The sequence below is a fragment of the Paenibacillus shenyangensis genome (assembly GCF_000346635.1).
Lineage (GTDB): Bacteria > Bacillota > Bacilli > Paenibacillales > Paenibacillaceae > Saccharibacillus > Saccharibacillus dauci.
On sequence record NZ_AOIG01000005.1, the window covers coordinates 122,901 to 141,591 of the forward strand.

At 47.5% G+C, this 18,691-nt stretch carries 15 protein-coding genes and 1 pseudogene; 4 read left to right on the forward strand and 12 right to left on the reverse strand.

Translation table 11 applies throughout. The annotated features are described in order from the left end of the window. Nucleotides 1-57: 57 nt before the first annotated feature. From H065_RS0103615 to H065_RS0103635, 5 genes are all read right to left on the reverse strand, one after another. Nucleotides 58-798, reverse strand: coding sequence for a hypothetical protein (locus H065_RS0103615; RefSeq protein ID WP_152425792.1), 741 nt, complete (start codon nt 796-798; stop codon nt 58-60). 344 nt (nt 799-1,142) lie between these two features. Next, nucleotides 1,143-2,141, reverse strand: a complete 999-nt coding sequence (locus H065_RS0103620) for a Gfo/Idh/MocA family protein (RefSeq protein ID WP_017811656.1) — start codon at nt 2,139-2,141, stop codon at nt 1,143-1,145. A 714-nt stretch (nt 2,142-2,855) separates the two neighbouring features. Beyond that, nucleotides 2,856-3,374 carry a hypothetical protein gene (locus H065_RS0103625; protein WP_017811657.1) on the reverse strand — a complete coding sequence of 173 codons (519 nt, stop codon included), beginning with the start codon at nt 3,372-3,374 and terminating at the stop codon, nt 2,856-2,858. Nucleotides 3,375-3,564: 190 nt separating this feature from the next. Beyond that, a complete protein-coding gene (locus H065_RS0103630) occupies nt 3,565-5,070 on the reverse strand; it encodes an alpha-glucosidase/alpha-galactosidase (protein WP_017811658.1) in 1,506 nt (501 codons plus the stop codon). 172 nt (nt 5,071-5,242) lie between these two features. After that, a complete protein-coding gene (locus H065_RS0103635; protein WP_017811659.1) occupies nt 5,243-6,430 on the reverse strand; it encodes an AraC family transcriptional regulator in 1,188 nt (395 codons plus the stop codon). A 236-nt stretch (nt 6,431-6,666) separates the two neighbouring features. Between H065_RS0103635 and H065_RS0103645 the strand changes: the two genes are divergently transcribed. Together H065_RS0103645 and H065_RS28530 are read left to right on the forward strand one after the other, a co-directional pair. Next, nucleotides 6,667-7,836, forward strand: coding sequence for a stalk domain-containing protein (locus H065_RS0103645; RefSeq protein WP_017811661.1), 1,170 nt, complete (start codon nt 6,667-6,669; stop codon nt 7,834-7,836). 121 nt (nt 7,837-7,957) lie between these two features. Then, nucleotides 7,958-8,410 (forward strand): annotated as a pseudogene (locus tag H065_RS28530) (stalk domain-containing protein); the annotation flags it as partial. Between the two features lie 132 nt (nt 8,411-8,542). On the opposite strand, the gene H065_RS28535 reads toward H065_RS28530, so the two are convergent. Both H065_RS28535 and H065_RS0103655 read right to left on the reverse strand, forming a co-directional pair. Beyond that, a complete protein-coding gene (locus H065_RS28535) occupies nt 8,543-9,061 on the reverse strand; it encodes a poly-gamma-glutamate hydrolase family protein (RefSeq protein WP_443146856.1) in 519 nt (172 codons plus the stop codon). A gap of 420 nt (nt 9,062-9,481) precedes the next feature. Next, nucleotides 9,482-10,888 (reverse strand): NAD-dependent malic enzyme, encoded by a 1,407-nt coding sequence (locus H065_RS0103655; protein WP_017811663.1) that lies wholly within the window; start codon nt 10,886-10,888, stop codon nt 9,482-9,484. 343 nt (nt 10,889-11,231) lie between these two features. On the opposite strand from H065_RS0103655, the gene H065_RS0103660 reads away from it, so the two are divergent. Then, nucleotides 11,232-11,768 carry a hypothetical protein gene (locus H065_RS0103660; RefSeq protein ID WP_017811664.1) on the forward strand — a complete coding sequence of 179 codons (537 nt, stop codon included), beginning with the start codon at nt 11,232-11,234 and terminating at the stop codon, nt 11,766-11,768. Between the two features lie 239 nt (nt 11,769-12,007). Here the strand turns inward: H065_RS0103660 and H065_RS0103665 are convergent, their stop codons facing one another. The 3 genes from H065_RS0103665 to H065_RS25140 all read right to left on the reverse strand — a co-directional run bounded on the left by H065_RS0103665 (nt 12,008) and on the right by H065_RS25140 (nt 14,486). Continuing rightward, on the reverse strand, nt 12,008-12,865 hold the full coding sequence (locus H065_RS0103665) for a MetQ/NlpA family ABC transporter substrate-binding protein (RefSeq protein ID WP_152425798.1): 858 nt from the start codon (nt 12,863-12,865) through the stop codon (nt 12,008-12,010). A gap of 138 nt (nt 12,866-13,003) precedes the next feature. Further along, nucleotides 13,004-13,684, reverse strand: a complete 681-nt coding sequence (locus H065_RS0103670) for a methionine ABC transporter permease (protein WP_017811666.1) — start codon at nt 13,682-13,684, stop codon at nt 13,004-13,006. Then, nucleotides 13,677-14,486: a methionine ABC transporter ATP-binding protein gene (locus tag H065_RS25140; RefSeq protein WP_017811667.1), complete on the reverse strand. Its 810-nt coding sequence runs from the start codon at nt 14,484-14,486 to the stop codon at nt 13,677-13,679. Before H065_RS25140 ends, H065_RS0103670 begins: the two co-directional genes overlap by 8 nt. 215 nt (nt 14,487-14,701) lie before the next feature. Here H065_RS25140 and H065_RS0103680 point away from each other — a divergent pair, with 215 nt between their 5' ends. Continuing rightward, a complete protein-coding gene (locus H065_RS0103680; protein WP_017811668.1) occupies nt 14,702-15,301 on the forward strand; it encodes a hypothetical protein in 600 nt (199 codons plus the stop codon). A 263-nt stretch (nt 15,302-15,564) separates the two neighbouring features. Here H065_RS0103680 and nirD read toward each other — a convergent pair whose 3' ends face one another. Next, entirely contained in the window at nt 15,565-15,885 is a 321-nt protein-coding gene (gene nirD / locus H065_RS0103685; RefSeq protein WP_017811669.1) for a nitrite reductase small subunit NirD, read from the reverse strand. 92 nt (nt 15,886-15,977) lie between these two features. Further along, a complete protein-coding gene (nirB, locus tag H065_RS0103690; RefSeq protein WP_017811670.1) occupies nt 15,978-18,401 on the reverse strand; it encodes a nitrite reductase large subunit NirB in 2,424 nt (807 codons plus the stop codon). Between the last annotated feature and the right edge of the window lie 290 nt (nt 18,402-18,691).

Here is an 18,691-nt window from a genome sequence, read left to right on the forward strand (position 1 = left end):
TTTTTGTCATGCAAAAGTGTAAATATGTATCTGTCGCCAGATGCTTTGTTGTCTTTCTTACTTTCGGTACTGATAGGTGATAAGCGCTGGAGAGGAATGAAAAGGAAGCAGAGTCAGCAACTCCATTCTCTCAGGATCTGTATTGTCTATCTCCATCTCGGCGCATACATAGCCCTGCTGCCAGGCATGATGCAGCTGCTGCTGAACAAGAGAGAACCTCAATCCATTAGTATCCCCCTGATCGGACCATCCCAGTTCTACACAGTTCTCCGCTTCTGATTCATGCATCAAAGCATAACCCCGTATCTCATCCCTGTGCGGACTATAGGCAATATAACTTCCCTCTTGTATGATATCGTCTGCCTGCAGAAGCTCTGTCCACTTTCGGATATCCAGAGGAGCTGGTGGATTAATCGTATGTACCCTTCTGTAGTCATCATATACCCTCTGGGCCAGACGAGAATAATCCGGGTCATGTTGTTGCCAATCCCGGAGGTTCAGGATAGAAAGCGCCTTGTAATGCTCGGTATATTCTGTTGGCGGTATAGCTTGTATTGCTTCCTGTATATCAAGAGTCGAAGTGTAAGTACGTCTGACCTCCATGAATTGGCGGCTTTTATAAAATTCAGGCTCTGGATCGCCATCTTGCTGGATCGACACTTGCAGATAGGATTTGGCAGATCGCTTTATAGCTTCATCCAGCAGCAGACCTGCTGCCTGGTCATTCCGATCTTCCGGATCAAGGATAAGCGTAATATAGTCGGCATAGGGATGAAAGGAATTATGCCAACTTATCAATAATCCATTTATTTGGTGCTCTGAATAGGTATAGATTGCATAATTTCTCCGGGATGAATCCTGCAGCATATTTTGCCTGTACAAAGTGCCTGTTTTATGAAGAAAAGATTCCAATTTAGCCCATTGATCAGAATGGTATTCCTGAACTTTATTTGCTTGCATATGTAATTCACGCCTTTTTCTCTATAATAGAATGCCAAGCGATGATATGCCAAAAACAATCCCTTTATGTTGGACGATAAGGGATTGTTTTTGGTGTTCAACTGTATATGTCAGTGTACGATTGCAGTTATCACATTTGCCGTTAACCTTATAAGCATGATTCGGTCAGCTGGCTACCCGGCTTATTGCTCGCCCGGATACTTCAGTCCCCACTGGCTGCGGACTTTGTCCAATAGGCGCATAATATCCAGGGACTCTTCCAGTGGGATTACATCGCTTTCCAGTTTGCCTTCGCGAATCAGCTTGCCGACTTCTTCGGCTTCAAAAGCATAACCTTCGGCATCGCGGTCGTCGTTGAACGTCTCCACTTCTTCTCCACCTACAAACAGCGACGCTGACGCGCCGAACAGGAATTGCGGCAGATAGATATAACCTTCTGTACCATGTACATACGCTTCATTTGGGAAGCCGAGACGAACAGCACCGTTTAGTGTCGCGGCACGGCCGCCTTCGTAACCAAGCAGGATCGAGAACTGCTCATCTACTCCGGTCTCACCAATATGTGCCGTACTGAATACTTCGGTAGGCTTGGCACCCAGTACCATCGAGGCAAATGAAACCGGATAAATTCCGGCATCCAGCAGCGCCCCGCCACCAAGTTCGGGATTGAGCAGACGACTCTCCGGGTCCCAGCCAATCCGGAAGCCAAAGTCCGCTTTGACCAGACGTACTTCACCGATCTTGCCATCACGGATCCACTCGCGTGCGCGACGGATCGGCGGCAGGAAACGAGTCCACATTCCTTCCATCAGGAACAGCTTTTTCTCTCTTGCCAGAGCGATGACTTCTTCCAGTTCACCCGCATTGATGGTAAAAGGTTTCTCGCACAGTACATGCTTGCCTGCATTCAGGGCATCCAGCACGTTCTGCTTATGTAATGGATGTGGCGTTCCTACATAGATAACATCCACTTCCGGGTCCTGCAGCATTTTATCATAGCTGTCGTACGCGTTGGGGATATTGTATTTGCCGGCAAATGCATCGGCGCTTTCCTGGCTGCGGGAGCTAACGGCATAAGCGACGCCATTGCTGCTGTGCGGCAGGTCAGCCACGAATTTATTGGAGATACCGCCTGTGCCGATAATTCCCCATTTGATCTTGTTTTCGGTTGATTGGGACATATGAATACTCTCCTCCTTGGAACCGGATGCCGCTATATTTCAGCATCTGATTGTATACGTTGCAGGCTGGTTACCTGCTAGATTGTATTTCACCAATACCTATCTACATTAAGCGTAAAGTTTTTGGATGGATACGTATATCAATATTCTGATAATTTGTATTAAATATTTGTTATCCGGTTGTCACTTTTTTCCATGTGGAGAGGGAGATGCGTGAATACCATCGTTATATATGGACGATTCGGCTAGAGTACTAGGAGGAGGGTGTTAGCACTTGGGAATGGGGGCTTTATGTAGGTTAAGCAGAGTAGGTCGCTTCGGTCGCTTCAGCATTTATTTGCTTGGGAATTCATCCACTCCAGAAAGGAATAAGAGCCTGTCCTCCGGTTAAGCCTGGAGATCCTGAATGGGAAACAGCCACAGGGGATCTCCAGGCTTAAAGGTCGTCCTGGCTCTTATTTCCTTTCTTCCGTTTTGTGCAATTGCATACTTTAGTCGGCGCTTATTTGTTAATGGTTGTTTTATAATGGGCTTTTTATTAATTTCGTTGTGATTGTTATTATTTTTGCTATTACTCTTGCTTTTACTCTTATTGCTGTTGTTATTGCTTATATGGCTCTTGCTTGCTGTATATGTAATGGCTGGACGGGAATAGAAGTTTGAATATGCAGCACATGAGCATTTTTTGGACTTTTCCACGGAAAGAACGGAATGTTAACTGCTTTCCTTGAACTGGCCGGCAGTGATCTGCAAGTTCATATAGGCACCGGTATCATTAGTTACATAGACTCTCCAATTACCGCTGATGTCTCCAGCAGGTGTGGAATGAAAGGTACGGGTTAATTTCGCTTTGCTGGCCAGCTTGATATAGCCAAAGTCATTGTCGTTTTGTGAGACTTTGAATAGCACAGGAGATGTTCCCTTGTTGGTCACTGTGACATCGATCGCGTTGCGATTTTGGGCAGTACAGGTAAATGTACCGGTATAGCTTCCTGTCCCGAAGTGACTACTTTCCTCTATTAACACTGGTTGGTAAGGAGTTGGTACATCATGATGCAATGATGGTATTTCGGTGGCTGCCGGGCTTGCCGGTACTGTTTGTGACAAGTGCACCGGATCGTTTTTGTCTATAGATACGACAGTATCACTACGAGATGAGAACTGTGGGTAGAGCAAGAAAATAAGCAGCACAGCAGCTGCTGCAGTCGAAGCAATAATCACTAATTTCTTCACATGTCTGTCTCCTTTGTGCAGCGTCTAAAATGAAATGCAAGATATTGCCATTTAGTCAAATTCTGATTATACGGACATCAATTGGCGATGTCAAAGCATATGGGAATACTATGACGCTTGCAAGGCTTCATTATATAACAAAATCGGCAGACCGCCTCTTGCTCGCGGTCTGCCGAATATGGTGTTCCTATTATTGCTGCACTTTCTCGCGGTCTTTGCCTTTGTCGGCTTCACCGGCATTACGGGTAGCGGCATCGCGATCCTGCTGCATCTCTTCGACTGTTTTTACTTTGAGACGAGCAGCACCTTCGTACTCTCTAGTCGGGATTAGATTGCCTGCGGCCTGACGCTGTTTGGCGGCTGCGATAGCTTCACCATACTGGGGCAGCCAGGCTTCACCGGCGACGAGCATCTCGTCGACCATCTGCCAGATCTCCGGCGGGTTACATACAGCGCCGACAAGCGGGTCCATGAGAAAAGCCTGACGCAGCAGCTGATCATCTCCCTGTACAGCCGCTTCAACCGCCAGCCGCTGCACGGAGATACTGACATTACACACAGCTGCAGGACCAAGCGGCAGCTTGCCGACATGCGGCATGGAGATACCGTTACGATCGACATAGCCCGGCGCTTCGATAACTGCATCGTCCGGCAGATTGGCGATAATACCATTATTGATCACATTAAAATGTCCACGGTATACGCGTCCGGTCTCCAGTCCTTCGATAATATACGAACCATGCTCTTCACTGCGCTCTTCCGGAACAAATCGTTTGGGCTCTTCTTTCATCCAATTGGGGAAATCGGTCTCAAACCAGTTCCGTCCCTCGGTACATACCCGCAGGTAGCCGCCGGTCTCGCCATTGATCCAGTTATTCAGATCGATCCAGTCGCCAATCTCCTCTGGACGCTTGCGGTACCATGGCACATATTCACTTAGATGCCCATTGGATTCGGTACTGTAATAGCCGAATCGGCGCAGCATATCGATCCGTACTTTCTCGGTACGGCTGTATTCCGGATGTTTTTCAAAAGCTTCCAGCAGACCGGCTGTCAGATCCTCGCCTTTATGCGTCGCCTGGATATACCAGGTCTGGTGATTGATACCCGCGCAGATGATATCCACGTCCTTTTTGTCCAGACCGTACACTTCGGCAATCTGATGGTGACCATGCTGTACACCATGACATAATCCCACAGTGTTCACTCCGCCGTACACATTGCATGCCCAGGTTAGCATCGCCATCGGATTGGAATAGTTAAGCAGCAATACATCTTCTGCAGCCACTTCGCGAATATCCCGGCAGATATTCAGCATCTCGGTGATTCCGCGCTGACCGTACATAATGCCGCCGGCAGAGAGCGTGTCCCCTACACACTGATCCACTCCGTATTTGAGCGGAATATCTACATCGGTGGCAAAAGCTTCCAGCCCACCGACTCGAATGGTACAGATGACGTATTTGGCATCTTGGAGCGCTTCACGCCGATCCGTGGTGGACTGAATTGTAATAGACCGTCCATTTTCACGAATATCCCGCTGGCACAGCTCGGTCACCATCTCCAGATTATGCTGGCTGATATCCGTAAAGGCGATCTCGATATCGCTGAACTCTGACACAGTGAGCAGATCGCGCAGCAATCCGCGGGTAAAACCGATACTGCCTGCACCGACAAAAGCAACTTTGAATGACATGATATACCCTCCATTTTCATCTTCGAATACATGCTGACTTGGCTTGTTTATATTCTACTTTTGATCAGGAAGTAAGCGTTATCAATATCATGACCGTTTTGGAATAAAGGTGTCAAAAATCCTAACCTTTATTCCTGGTCAGCTGTAGATACATCGTTGGAGTGTTCGGTTATCAATCATCGGAACTAGCGTAATCTCTCACAAATCGATCGGATTGATTGCGATAATCAGCAGGTGTAGCGCCGGTATGCTTTTTGAACAATAGGTGAAAATACTGACGGCTCGCAATGCCTACGTAATCGGCAATTTCCGGGATCGGAATATCGGTCTGGCTGAGCAGCATCATCGCCTTGTCCATGCGAAGATCGTTCAGATAGGCAGTCGGGGTAATTTGCATATGCTTTTTGAAAATACGATGCAGATAACCGGGATGCACATTCACTGCAGCAGCGATCTGATCCATCCGGATCGAACGATCGTAATTCTGGTGCATAAACTGAATGCTGCGCCGGACATACGATTCGCTCTGCGGCAGACTGCTCAGCTGCGTCTCTGCATATAGACGGGCGATACGTACGAGTAGCTGGGCAAACAGCAGATCACCCAGCATCGGAGATGGCCGCTGCTGATCCAGCTCCAGTACAAGTGATTTGAGTGTGTAATAGACTTCTTCGGGATCAGATAGTACATAATAGTCTTTTGGTTCCAGGAGCAGCGCAGACAGCTCCTTTTCTTCATGGATCATGTCATGCAGCAGCGAAGAATCACTGCTGGAAGATACAAGACCAAATTCAATATTTAGCATCCGGCAGGTGGAATCCGGCGGGACAATCAGCCGATGCGGGACACTGGCATCAATCACGATGAATTGCCCTTTGTGAAGGTATACCGATTCGGATTGTATCCAGCTCTTCTCTGCTGGCGAGCATTTCTGTTGATACACAGACGCTCGTTCAATCTGAAGCTCAATCCGGCAGCTTCCCGAGATCATATACATGATTTCGGTCGAAGGGTGATGATGATAGGCCATCTCGTAATTGGTCCACTGCTTGTAATAATACGCCTGAAAATGAGGACGATAGCTGCTACTGACGATGTCACCGCGGTATAACGTACCAACCTGCCCAGACAGCTGAACCGGATCAGCAGCGTTATTCTCTACCTTATCATCCTTCCAGAATAGAGACTTCGAGGCCGTATGACCTCCACTGATTTCCGGCATTTCGGGTACAGCAGAATTTCCATTACGCTTCCGTGCAGCAAGGCGTGGATTGTGCTGCTTTGTGCTCTGAGCAGGATTGTCGTGCTTGTTCCGCTTTGCGTGATCGATATCAGAACCATCATTTTTCGGCTTATTCATCGTATGGCCTCCCTTCTCTATCTGCTATTGGATTGTCTCACTCTCCTGCTGTTATTGATCTATATATGTATACCATATATCTTTGCTGCTTTCTCTCCGCTACGCATTGCTCTACGAAATAGATATTTCTAATGTGCCATCCCAATTGACCATGTTGCAACTTTATAAGCATTCTTTCGTCCATATAATTGTAAAACATATAATATTTACCTTGTATAATGAAAGGATTTGTCATCATGAACAAAAAAGCATGGATCACTCTGGCACTTTCCTCGGCACTATTACTGCCGATATCTCCAGCTTCTGTACAGGCAGCCAGCTCCCCGCAGCTCATTCTTCATTATGCCGGGGGTGGTTATACCAGTGAATTTTCGGAGACTCTTCTCGTTCGTAACGGGGTCAACTATGTGAATATCGGCTATTACCCCAGTTCGCTGGGACTGGAACTCAAAATAGATGCTTCTGGCAAGCGCGCTTCTTATAACGGCTGGAATAAGAAATTCGCGGTTCGTGATGGTAGCAAAACCGCCATGCTGGACGGTAAAATTGTAACTATGCAAGCACCGGCTCTCATTCGCAAAGACAAGAAAACGGATACTTCTTCCATCTATGTTCCTTTACGGTTCGCCGCGCAGGCACTGGACGGCAAGCTGGTTAGTCCCAATGCTCAGCATAATACTTATCAGATCAACGATATGCATACCTATGAGGTCGTTACGGATGTATACAAAGGAACTACCTATACCCTGACCAAGCTGAACGGCGACCTGTATGCCAGTCGGGGCAAACAAGATCCGGTCAAACTGGCTTCTATTCAGACGGGGTTAGATTCCACAGGTATGGAATTTCGCTCTACGCCAGGCGGTCTGCTGCTGATCACGGTGAATGATTCGTATGGAGAGCCGCATATTAACAGCCAGCAGTTCCAACTGCTGTTCAGAGATGGCAAGCTGGTCCGGCAGACAAGTGTTGATTACGGTTGGGGACGCAGCAATACAGTGAATAGCTATGATAACAAGCTCGTCATGAACGATGGCACGAATCTTCGTATTATCGAAGATGGTACCGGCAAAGTATTGCAAACCCTGAACCTCGTAGAGCTGGCTGGCAAAGGCAAAGATCAGAAATACAGTGTGGAAGCGATCGATCAGGATATGCTGTTGATTCGCAATGCCCGAGATCACCAGCTTCAGCTAATCAACCGGAAGAACGGAAATAGTGTGCTGTTGTATCAGCAGTTCCTAACTCACGAACAACAGCAGGGCGTTGAAGAAGATATAGGACCAATGAGCGGTGGCGACCGGATTGACTTCACCAAGCGTGTGGGCAATACCCTATACTTTACTTACGCTGATTTTGATAAAGGAACCGTAAAAACCACGTACAATCTGGATAAACTGGATTGATCTGATGAGCTGGCTGAATGTTTGATGTAAAATTCCATTTCTTCAGGCTCCTATCAAACGATAGAACGAATGAATACGTTCATGGCGAATATAAATGCTGAATTTATACTGCAGGAAAGGAATGATTAGGATAAATAAAAAAATACTGACTACTTTATTGCTGTCATCTGCTCTTCTGCTTCCCACTGCTTCTCCCCAAACGGTACAGGCCGCTACCACAGAAACGAAGTACGAATGGATCTACTATGGAGACGACGATTCTGGCTATAATCAACAGCTCCCTGTGATTATACGTAACGGCGTACCCTATATCGAATTCAAATTTACAGCTATGATGGCCGGTCTGGAATACTCACTGGATTCTACCGGCAAGCGTGCCGGATTCAACGGCTGGTCCAAAAAAATTGGAGTCCGCGACGGCAGTAAAATCGCTATGCTGGATGGTAAAAAGGTTACCATGGAAGGTGCTGCTTTTCTGAAAAAAAATCCAAATTCCGAAGAGATGGACATGTATGTGCCTTTTAAATTTGCTGTACAGGCACTCGGTGGCAAATACGATGGGTATGATCCTGCTACCCATACCGTTAAAGCGTCTGATATCCACGATTATTCCAGTGTTAGCAAAGTGTATAAAGGTGTAACCTACACGGTTACCAAAGCAAACGGTGATATATTCAGCACTGTTGGCAACAACAAGCCGATCAAATTAACCTCTCTGAACGCCAGTCTGGATCTGAGCGATATCAATATTCGTTCTACACCCAAAGGGCTGTTGTTGATTACGGTCAATGATTCCTACGGCGAACCTCATATCAACAGCCAGCTGTTTCAGGTTCTGCTTAAAAAAGGACAGGTCATTCGCAGAACCAGCGTAGACTTTAACTGGGGAAGTACTGATCGTGTGGACAGTTACAATAATAGGATAGTCCTGAATGACGGCCAAAAACTGCGTATTATCGAAGACGGCACTGGCAACGTGCTGGAGACGATCAATCTGCTTGATCTTGCCGGTAAAGGAAAAAACCAGCTGTATAGCATCGAAGCTATCGACGATGCTATGATACTGATCCGTAATGCAGGAGATCGCCAGCTGCAACTGATTAGTCGCAAAACCGGCAAAAGCGTAATCCTGTTCGATCAGCTGCTTACACCCAAACAACAAGAACTCGTCAAACTCGACTCTGGACCCATGGGAGCGGGTGATGGTCTGACTTTTATCAAACAAAAAGGGGATACGCTCTATTTCACGATTAGCGCTGAAGGACTAGCCAAAACAACCGCAACCTATAGCCTCAGCAAATTAGCTGCTCTGTAAAGATGGAATTGTCAGCTGTATGATTTATATCCTTGAAACGATTTACCAGGATTCATTATTGTATGAACGAAAGCATACTTTGTAGAGCGTGTAGATAAAGAGACGTTGACCTACACCTTTTTTTGGAAATTAGTAAACAAATACTTGTAACCTGAAAGTACCCTCTGATACAAAGAAGAAGCCGAAAAACAGGCATCTCTCCTGTTCTCCGGCTTCTTCCTTTACGAATAGAATACGAATCATACATAGCTCTGTATGCATTATACATAGTCCTATATACATCATGCATAATTCTGTTCATCATCCTATATCGTTCTTTTCCCCATCTGTTTAACGATATTCTTGCGGTACACGGCGGGCTACACCCGTCTCAATAGCTGCGCGGATTACACCATCACGTACCAGCTTCACGACCTGATCGTTAAATACCCCCGGAATAATATACAGCTCATTCAGCTCGTCTTCCTTGACTACCGAAGCGATCGCTTTCGCAGCAGCAACTTTCATCGCTTCATTAATTACGCTGGCCCGGCAGTCCAGAGCACCACGGAAAATGCCCGGGAAACACAGCACGTTATTGATCTGATTCGGATAATCGCTGCGTCCGGTAGCCAGTACACGTACATAAGGCTCAGCGACTTCCGGATCGATCTCGGGATCGGGATTTGCCATCGCGAATACGATCCGGTCTTCCGCCATGGTCTGAATATGATTAATACTCAGCAGACCCGGACGCGAGACACCAACGAATACATCGGCTCCCTGGATGACTTCGGTCAGATCACCGCGGAGCTTGTCGGGATTGCTATTGGCAGCGATCCAGTTCCACATCTCATGCGGATACTCTTCGTCTGCGACCAGCGCACCGCAGCGATCGACGGCGATCAGATTGCGGGCACCTGCAGACAGCAGCATTTTCACACAGGCTGCACCTGCAGCGCCTACACCGAGTACGACAATCTTGGCAGTCTCCAGCGATTTGCCGACGATGCGCAGGGCATTAAGCAGACCTGCCAGTACAACTACTGCCGTACCATGCTGATCATCGTGGAATACAGGAATATCCAGCTCCTCTGTCAATCTGCGCTCAATCTCAAAGCAACGAGGCGAGCTAATATCTTCCAGATTGATCCCGCCAAATGTAGGCGCCATCCATTTCACCGCATTGATAATTTCTTCCGTATCGGTAGTGTTCAGACAGATTGGAAATGCATCCACATCGGCAAACTGCTTGAACAGCATCGCTTTACCTTCCATCACCGGCATAGCGGCTTCAGGACCGATATCGCCCAGACCGAGTACGGCGGTACCATCCGAGACCACAGCGACCATATTGCGTTTAACCGTCAGGGAAAAGGCTTTTTGCTTATCTTCGTGAATAGCCATACACACTTTGGCTACCCCCGGTGTATAGACATGGGACAGATCTTCACGGTTTTTGACCGGAGTCTTGGGCTGGATCTCGATTTTACCACCCAGATGCGCCAGGAAGGTACGGTCCGAGACGTTGACTACTTTGACGCCGGTCAAAGCACCTACCGATTGCAGGATCATCTCACGCACACTCTCCGGCAGATTGACCGTCAGGTCACGAGTCGTACTCTCCGGGCTGGCATGAATAACGTCAATCGCAACTACGTCGCCGCCCGCTTCCCCGATTGCACCGGCTACTTCGCCAAAAGTCACCTGTTTCTTATCCATCTGTAAACGTATGATCATACTTGTTCCGAGAGCCATGGGGGAATCCTCCTGTTCAATAGTCAGAGATTATGTTAAGGAAGCATGCAAATAAAAAGATAACGCTTACAATAAAGTTCGGACTTATTATAGCACAGTTTGCCGACAAAGAAACCGGGCAGATGGGATTTTCATCCAGTGGTCATTTAAGGCTCTTCTTTTAGCTATTTTTTGCGCTCTCCTCCCCGGCATGGAAAACAAAAGAGTCCTCCTCCATCAGCAGGTTTACCCTTTCCATTCTCAAAATCATCCTGTCGGTGTATGGGGCTGCATGGCATGGCTGCGTTACAATTATTGCAGATAAGAGAACTTCATTCATTGTTTAACGAAAGGGAGATAGGGAATGATTGCTTACCTGATTGTAGCGTGTGAAGTGTTATTCTGGGTATTTGTTATCGGCGGTCTGGCCGCACGGTATGTTCTCGGAGCCAAGCGCCTGAGTACATTTCTGCTGATCTGTACGCCGCTGATTGATCTGGTTCTGCTCATTGCAGCCTTTATGGATCTGCGCAATGGAGCTACCGCCACGATGGCGCACGGTATTGCTGCTGTGTATATCGGGGTGTCGCTCGCTTATGGACACCGGATGATCCGCTGGGCGGATGAACGGTTCGCTTATCGGTTCGCCGATGGGCAGAAGCCGCAAAAACTGTACGGACGCGAGCATGCCCGCCATGAACGTACCGGCTGGATGATGCATCTGATCTCATGGATTGTCGGTAATGCACTGCTGCTGTTCATGATCTGGTATGTAGACGATGCTTCTCGGACTGTTGTACTGAACTCGGTAATCCGGGTATGGGCGATTGTGCTGGCTATCGACTTTGTGATCAGCTTTAGCTACACCCTATGGCCGCGCAAGCAAAAAAGCACAGCGTGATTGAATGTTAAGGCTGTGCAGTAATCCACCAGATGTATACTTAGTTCGATTCGTAGCTTGAACAGCAAGTTCCTTTACCGGGTACTGCTGTATTATCCAGGGAGATTGACCAGAAAGGCTGTTCCTGCTGACCTGTTTATTATCGGTCGCGGGAACAGCCTTTCTGGTTTTGTGACTATGGCGTTATTGTGCAGATGCTGATCCAACATATGAATCAACATCTGCTGTATCAGCTGATGTTACTTGAATGCAGGTACAGCGATATCCGAGTAATTGTCTTCCAGGAATTTCTTCACTTCCGGACCGGCCATATGCTCTTTGAGCTTCTGGATCGCTGCGGAGTCTTTGTTATCTTCACGGGCAACCAGTGTAATCGCAAATGTAGAATCTGCTTTTTCCGTTACCAGTGCATCCTTGACCGGAGTCAGGTTCAGCGGCTTGGCATACGCTGGAGTCATGGCAACCAGATCGGCTTCGTCGTACATACGAGCCAGCATCAGCAGATCGACTTCCTTGAATTCAAACTTTTTGGGATTGGATGTAATATCCGCTTGTGTCGCATTCATGCCTACGCCGTCTTTGAGCGTAATCATACCTGCCTGTGCAAGCATCTGCAGGGAACGTCCGATATTGGATGGATCATTGGCAATAGCGATCACTGCGCCTTCCGGCAGCTGGTCAATGCTCTTGTACTTTTTGGAATATGCGCCATAGATCGCATCGTAGATCGGCTGGATCGCGACCAAATTGGAGCCTTTGCTTTCGTTATATTGCTTCATGTAAGGAACATGCTGGAAAAAGTTAGCATCTACTTCTTTGTTTGCTAGTGCATCATTGGGCTGTACATTGTCAGACAATACGACAACTTCCAGATTGATGCCGTCTTTTTGGAGCAGTGGCTTCACGATATCCAGAATATCAGTCATTGGCGGAATCAGAGTAGCTACTTTGAGTGTCTGTTCACCTGTTGTTCCTGCTTCCGTGCCTGCTTTGGTATCAGCGCCTGTAGTAGCTGCTGTATTGTCAGCTTTTTGTCCGCATGCTGCAAGCAGCAGTGTCATTGCGAACAGTAGAATAAGTACTGTCTTTTTCTTCATCATGAATCAAGTACCCCCGTGTTTAATTTGTAATAATGATCGTGTTCCATTACTGGTCATTCCTGTGATGCTCCCATATATCCATTACCGAACAGTCGGTCTGTCTGGATAGCTGGCAGCTTGTTATTGAATAGAAGATTACCTTTTGTCGATCAATCTGGAGATCAGACTCCCTGTAAATTGTACTGCCTGCACGAGAATGATCATCAGGATAATCATATAGACCATCACATCTGTCTCAAATCGCTGGTACCCGTACCGGATCGCAAAATCCCCGATTCCTCCTCCACCGACAATACCCACAACGGTCGAGTAGGAAATAAAACTGATGGCTGACGTCGTTAATCCGAGTACCAACCCGGAACGTGCCTCCACGTACAAAAAACGGAACACGATCTGCAGACCGGAAGCTCCCATCGAACGTGCCGATTCTACAACTCCACGCGGCACATCCAGCAGCGCCTGCTCGACGAGCCGTGCATAATAAGCAATAGCGATAATCGATAGCGGCACTGAAGCTGCCTCTGTCCCGATGGATGTACCTACAACCATACGGGTAAACGGAATCAGGAACACCACCAGCAGCAGGAACGGAAACGAGCGGATAATATTGACGAGACTATTGAGTATGCCAGCCAGATACAGATTCTCGTACAACTGTCCTTTTTTGGTCAGGTACAGCAGAGTACCCAGCGGTAGCCCGATCAGTACAGCAGCTGCAATCGAGATGCCGACCATGGTAAACGTATCTCCGATCGCTTGCCAGATCTCCGACTGATAACGATCCATCATTTCGCCAAATGTACGTGTGTTATCCATTCTCGTTCACCCCGCATGGTGAAACTGCTGCTTCGCTCGAAGCTGGAGCGTCTGTATCTGTTCGTCCCAGCAGCTGTTCCCGATAGGACAGCGTATAATCCGGTGCTGGAGCAAATGAATCCTGTGCCCGTGAATAGCTCTCGGTAATCCGGCCATGCTCCATAACGGATACGGTATTGCACAGTCGCTTCACCACATCCATCTCATGCGTCACGATAACCATCGTCACACCCAGCTGCTCATTGATCTGCTGCAACAGCTCCAGAATGCCTGACGTCGACCGAGGGTCGAGCGCAGATGTTGGTTCATCACACAGCAGTACACGCGGATGATTGGCAATCGCTCTCGCAATCGCTACCCGCTGCTTCTGTCCGCCGCTGAGCTGCGCCGGGTATTCGTTAATCTTGTCCAGCAGTCCTACCTGTTCCAGACATTCCCGTACCCGCTGCTGGCGGCGTGCTCCGGGTACACCGGCCAGTTCCAGCGAAGCCGCCACATTCCCGCCAACCGTTCGATTATGCAGCAGATTGAACTGCTGAAAGATCATGCCGATCTGCTGGCGTGCCGGACGAAGGCGGCGCTCCGGCAGATCGGTCAGCCGCTCACCATTTACAGTAACGGTGCCCTGATCGGGACGTTCCAGCATATTGATCATGCGCAGCAACGTCGATTTACCTGCACCACTGCTGCCCACAATACCGTGTATATCCCCGGCTTCAATATGCAGAGTTACTTCTTCTACAGCTGCCTGTCTGCGATCTGTTCCATCAAAATATTTGCTTACGCCTTGCAGCGCGATCATTGTCTTGACCTCCCCTGCCTCATAGCCGGCCTGTTGAGGAATACTTTGTATTACTAATATTGTTAGTCTGTTATACCCGGCACTTCTGCTACATTATAAGCAAATGTATATGCTGTGTCACTAATTTTATTATTAACTATGAAAGAAGAAGCAGAAAACGATATAATGAAAAAAAGAGTGTCCACTATTTTAACAATAAAGGGGAATTTTATACAATGATCAAAAAATATGCAGTTGCCAGCCTGCTGACTACCCTGGTGGCTGTGAACTTGACCGGCCCAGCTGAAATGGAAGCGGCGCCCTATAAAAAGGAACTCGTAGGTTCCCTGACTTCACAGCTCCAGATCAGCCCACAAGTATCTACTGCTTCCGTACCTATGCTTACTCCTCTGGCATCCACGTCTTCGGTCATGCCACTGAACAGCAAAACAGGCAGCATGTTGAAAAAAGGTTATATTCCCGGTTACAAACTCCGCTTCGGCATGACCATGCAGCAGGTACAAAAAGTCTACGGTACGCCTGTACGGTCGGATTATTATTTGGGTGGAGAGTATTTCAAACTGAGCAATATGCCCAATGCTGTCTTTTTCTTTGAAGGACCAAATCGCACCTTGTCCGGGATCATGATAGTTCCACCCGGGTTCCAGGGCCGTACATTTGCAGATATTCGCAAATCGCTCGGTAAGCCGAGTAGCATGGGCAACGATATATTGGAAGGGTATGATCAAGTAATGATGTATACCTATGGCAAAGTTACCATGTATTTTGGTGCTAACAATGGCAAATTAATCGATGTTCTTATCGTAAATAAATAAAAGCCAGTAAACCAAAAGGCACCATACTGACAATTACCGCAAGGTAACCGCCAACATGGTGCCTTTTATTTTGTGATTAATTATTTAAAGTATAATTTGTCTGTACAGCAGCTATATAGAACTTACCGCTCCAAGCGGAGGAAAGAGAATTCTGCCAAAGACCGACCTTTAAGAATGGAGATCGACCGCTGCGCGGTCATTCAAGATCTCCGTTCTTAACCGGAGGTCGTGGCAGAATCTCTTTCCGGAGCGGATGCCGCCAATCAGACAGCAATCCAGACCTGTCCATCTTCAAGTTTGACGTCAAAGGTACGTACCTGGCCTTCATCAGGTGCCTGTACCAGACCATTTTCCAGATTAATCTGCCAGTCATACAGTGGATCATATAACACATGTCCCGATACGATTCCTTCGGCGATCGGTCCGCCTTTGGGATGTGGATTGCGGTTTTCCAGCGCATATACCTGATTGTCCGACGTACGGAATACGGCAAGTTCGATTCCTTTCAATTCCAGTACCCGGCCGATCCGGCTCATGAATTCTTCTACCTGTCCGACAGGGTAAAATGTCTGTACACTGTTCATCGCTGTATCTCTCCTTTTATATCTCTGTAATGATACCTATGCATTTATAGTATGGTGCAAGCTTGAATGTTAGTTGGAACCAGATATCCGACTTAGACTTCTACCTTTTTGCCAAACAGCGCAGTACGGGTTGCTTCGTCGTTCAGTACTTTTTGCCAAGGATCTTCTACCTGAGCGAGTGCCAAATTGACACGTTCCACCAACTGTTGACGGTTATTCTCATCTTCCAGGATAGCTGCTTTGATCGTATCCAGTCCCATGCGTTCCACCCATTCCGAAGTACGCTCCAGGTATTTACCTGTCTCCCGGTAGTATTGGATAATGGCGCCGCACAGATCGATCAGCTCCTGATCGGTTTTGACTTTGCAGAACGAATCGGCCAGACGAGCCTTGATCCCGCCGTTACCACCGATGAAGATCTCCCAGCCGCCATCATTACCGACGATACCGATATCTTTGGTGCACGATTCTGCACAGTTACGAGGGCAGCCATTAACTGCCATTTTGAATTTGGCCGGGAAGTCCAGGCGTTCAAACCGTTGTTCTAGCGATGCGCCCATGCCCATCGAATCCTGAGTACCAAAGCGGCAGAACTGCGAGCCGACACAGGTTTTGACGGTACGCAGCGATTTGGCGTAAGCATAGCCCGATGGCATATCAAGCTCTTCCCATACTTTTGGCAGATCTTCCTTCTCGACACCGATCAGGTCAATCCGCTGTCCGCCGGTCATTTTGACAGCTTTGACATTATATTTAACCGATACATCAGCGATTTTCTTGAGATCTTCCGGTGTAGTTACGCCACCGTACATCCGTGGTACCACGGTGTAAGTTCCATCTTTTTGGATATTAGCATTCATACGCTCGTTTACAAAGCGGGACGATTTCTCATCCTGGTATTCTACCGGATAGATCATGCCAAGGTAGTAGTTGATCGCAGGACGGCACTTCGAACATCCTTCCGGATTATGCCACTCCATCACGTTCATAACTTCTTTGACGGTTCTCAGCCCTTTTTCACGGATAGCTGCAACGACTTCATCACGACTGTGGGTAGTACATCCGCACATGCCCTGACTCGAAGCAACTGCTGCACCATCACCAAGTACATACTGCAGAATCTGCTCAACTACCGGTTTACAACCACCACACGAACGGGTTGCTCCGGTGCAGGCTTTGATTTCTTCGACGCTGGTCAATCCTTTGTCTTGAATGGCACTGACGATATCCAGCTTAGTGACACCATTACATCCGCAGACGATTTCATCATTCGCCATGGTTTCAACCGAAGCTTTTTTCTTGCTGTGGCTGCATCCGCCGGTACCCATCAGTTCGGCGTACAGTTCGTCGGTCATTGGTGCACTTTCACGAATCAGCTTTTGCAATTGAGCCGAGTCATTGATATCGCCGAACAATACAGCGCCGACAATGATATTGTCTTGTAAAATAATCTTTTTATAGGTTTTCTTCCAGTCATCACGTGCAGTGATCACGGATTGATGTTCATTTTCGATAAATACGCCTGCCGAGAATACATCGACGCCCGAGATTTTCAGCTTGGTCGATACGGTCGAACCTTCATAAGGCTGGCATTCGCTGCCACAGATATGCTTGGCAAGTACCATCCCTTGTTCAAACAGCGGTGCTACCAGACCATAACAGGTATCACGGTGTTGTACGCATTCGCCGACGGCATAGACATTGTCCATCGATGTACGCAGATAGTCATCCACGAGGATACCACGCGCCGCTTCGATACCGCTGTTTTTTGCCACTTCGATATTCGGACGAATCCCTGCTGCCATGACCACAAAATCAGCTTGCAGCGTCGAGCCATCCTTGAACAGTAGGCGTTCTACACGATCGCCGCCCTGCAGTTCAGCTGTCTGAGCACCCATACGGAACTTGATGCCTTGGCTTTCGAGTTCTTTTTTGAGCATAGCTGCGGCTACGGAATCGAGCTGACGTTCCATCAGATCATCCATCAGATGGACGACCGTTACATCCATGCCCAGACTGACCAGACCTTTGGCTGCTTCCAGACCGAGCAGGCCACCACCGATAACTGCTGCGGTACGATAGTTTTTGGCTGCTTCCAGCATCTGATGACAGTCCGCAATATCACGGAATCCGACAACACCCTGCTTTTCATGACCGGGAATAGGCAGGATCAGCGACTTGGAACCGGTAGCGATAATGACTTTGTCATAAGGGATCTGCATGCCGTTATCGGTTACGACCATTTGTGTATCCGAATCGATAGCGGTCACTGTTACACCGGTATGCAGTGTAATGTGATTCTCTTCATACCATTCATGGCTGTTCAGTACGATATCATCAATCGTCTGGCTGCCTTCCAGTACATAAGAGAGCATGATCCGGTTATAGTTGGGATGCGGCTCACTACCGATGACCGTAATGTCGTAGGCACCGCCCAATTTGATAATCTGCTCCAGTGTTGCTACCCCTGCCATCCCGTTACCAATCAATACCAAGCGTTCGCGTGTTGTGTTCATATGGATTCCTCCTGTGTTCTCTATTATCTCTTTATCTATCAGCATATCCGACGAATATGGATATTTATACCATATCATGTTACCAATTTCACAATCTTTATTATTTAAAATTAGATGTTTTCTTATGTTCTCAGTATACCTAGGATGCCTGGTTCCAGATGTGACATAGATCACAATGATTCAAATTTAATGCAATTTTTTAGTATTTATTTGTTGATATATCGTGAGCTCAACCTGTACTCAAAACTATTTTTTAGGAAATCCAATAATTGGATATTGATTCTTTTTCA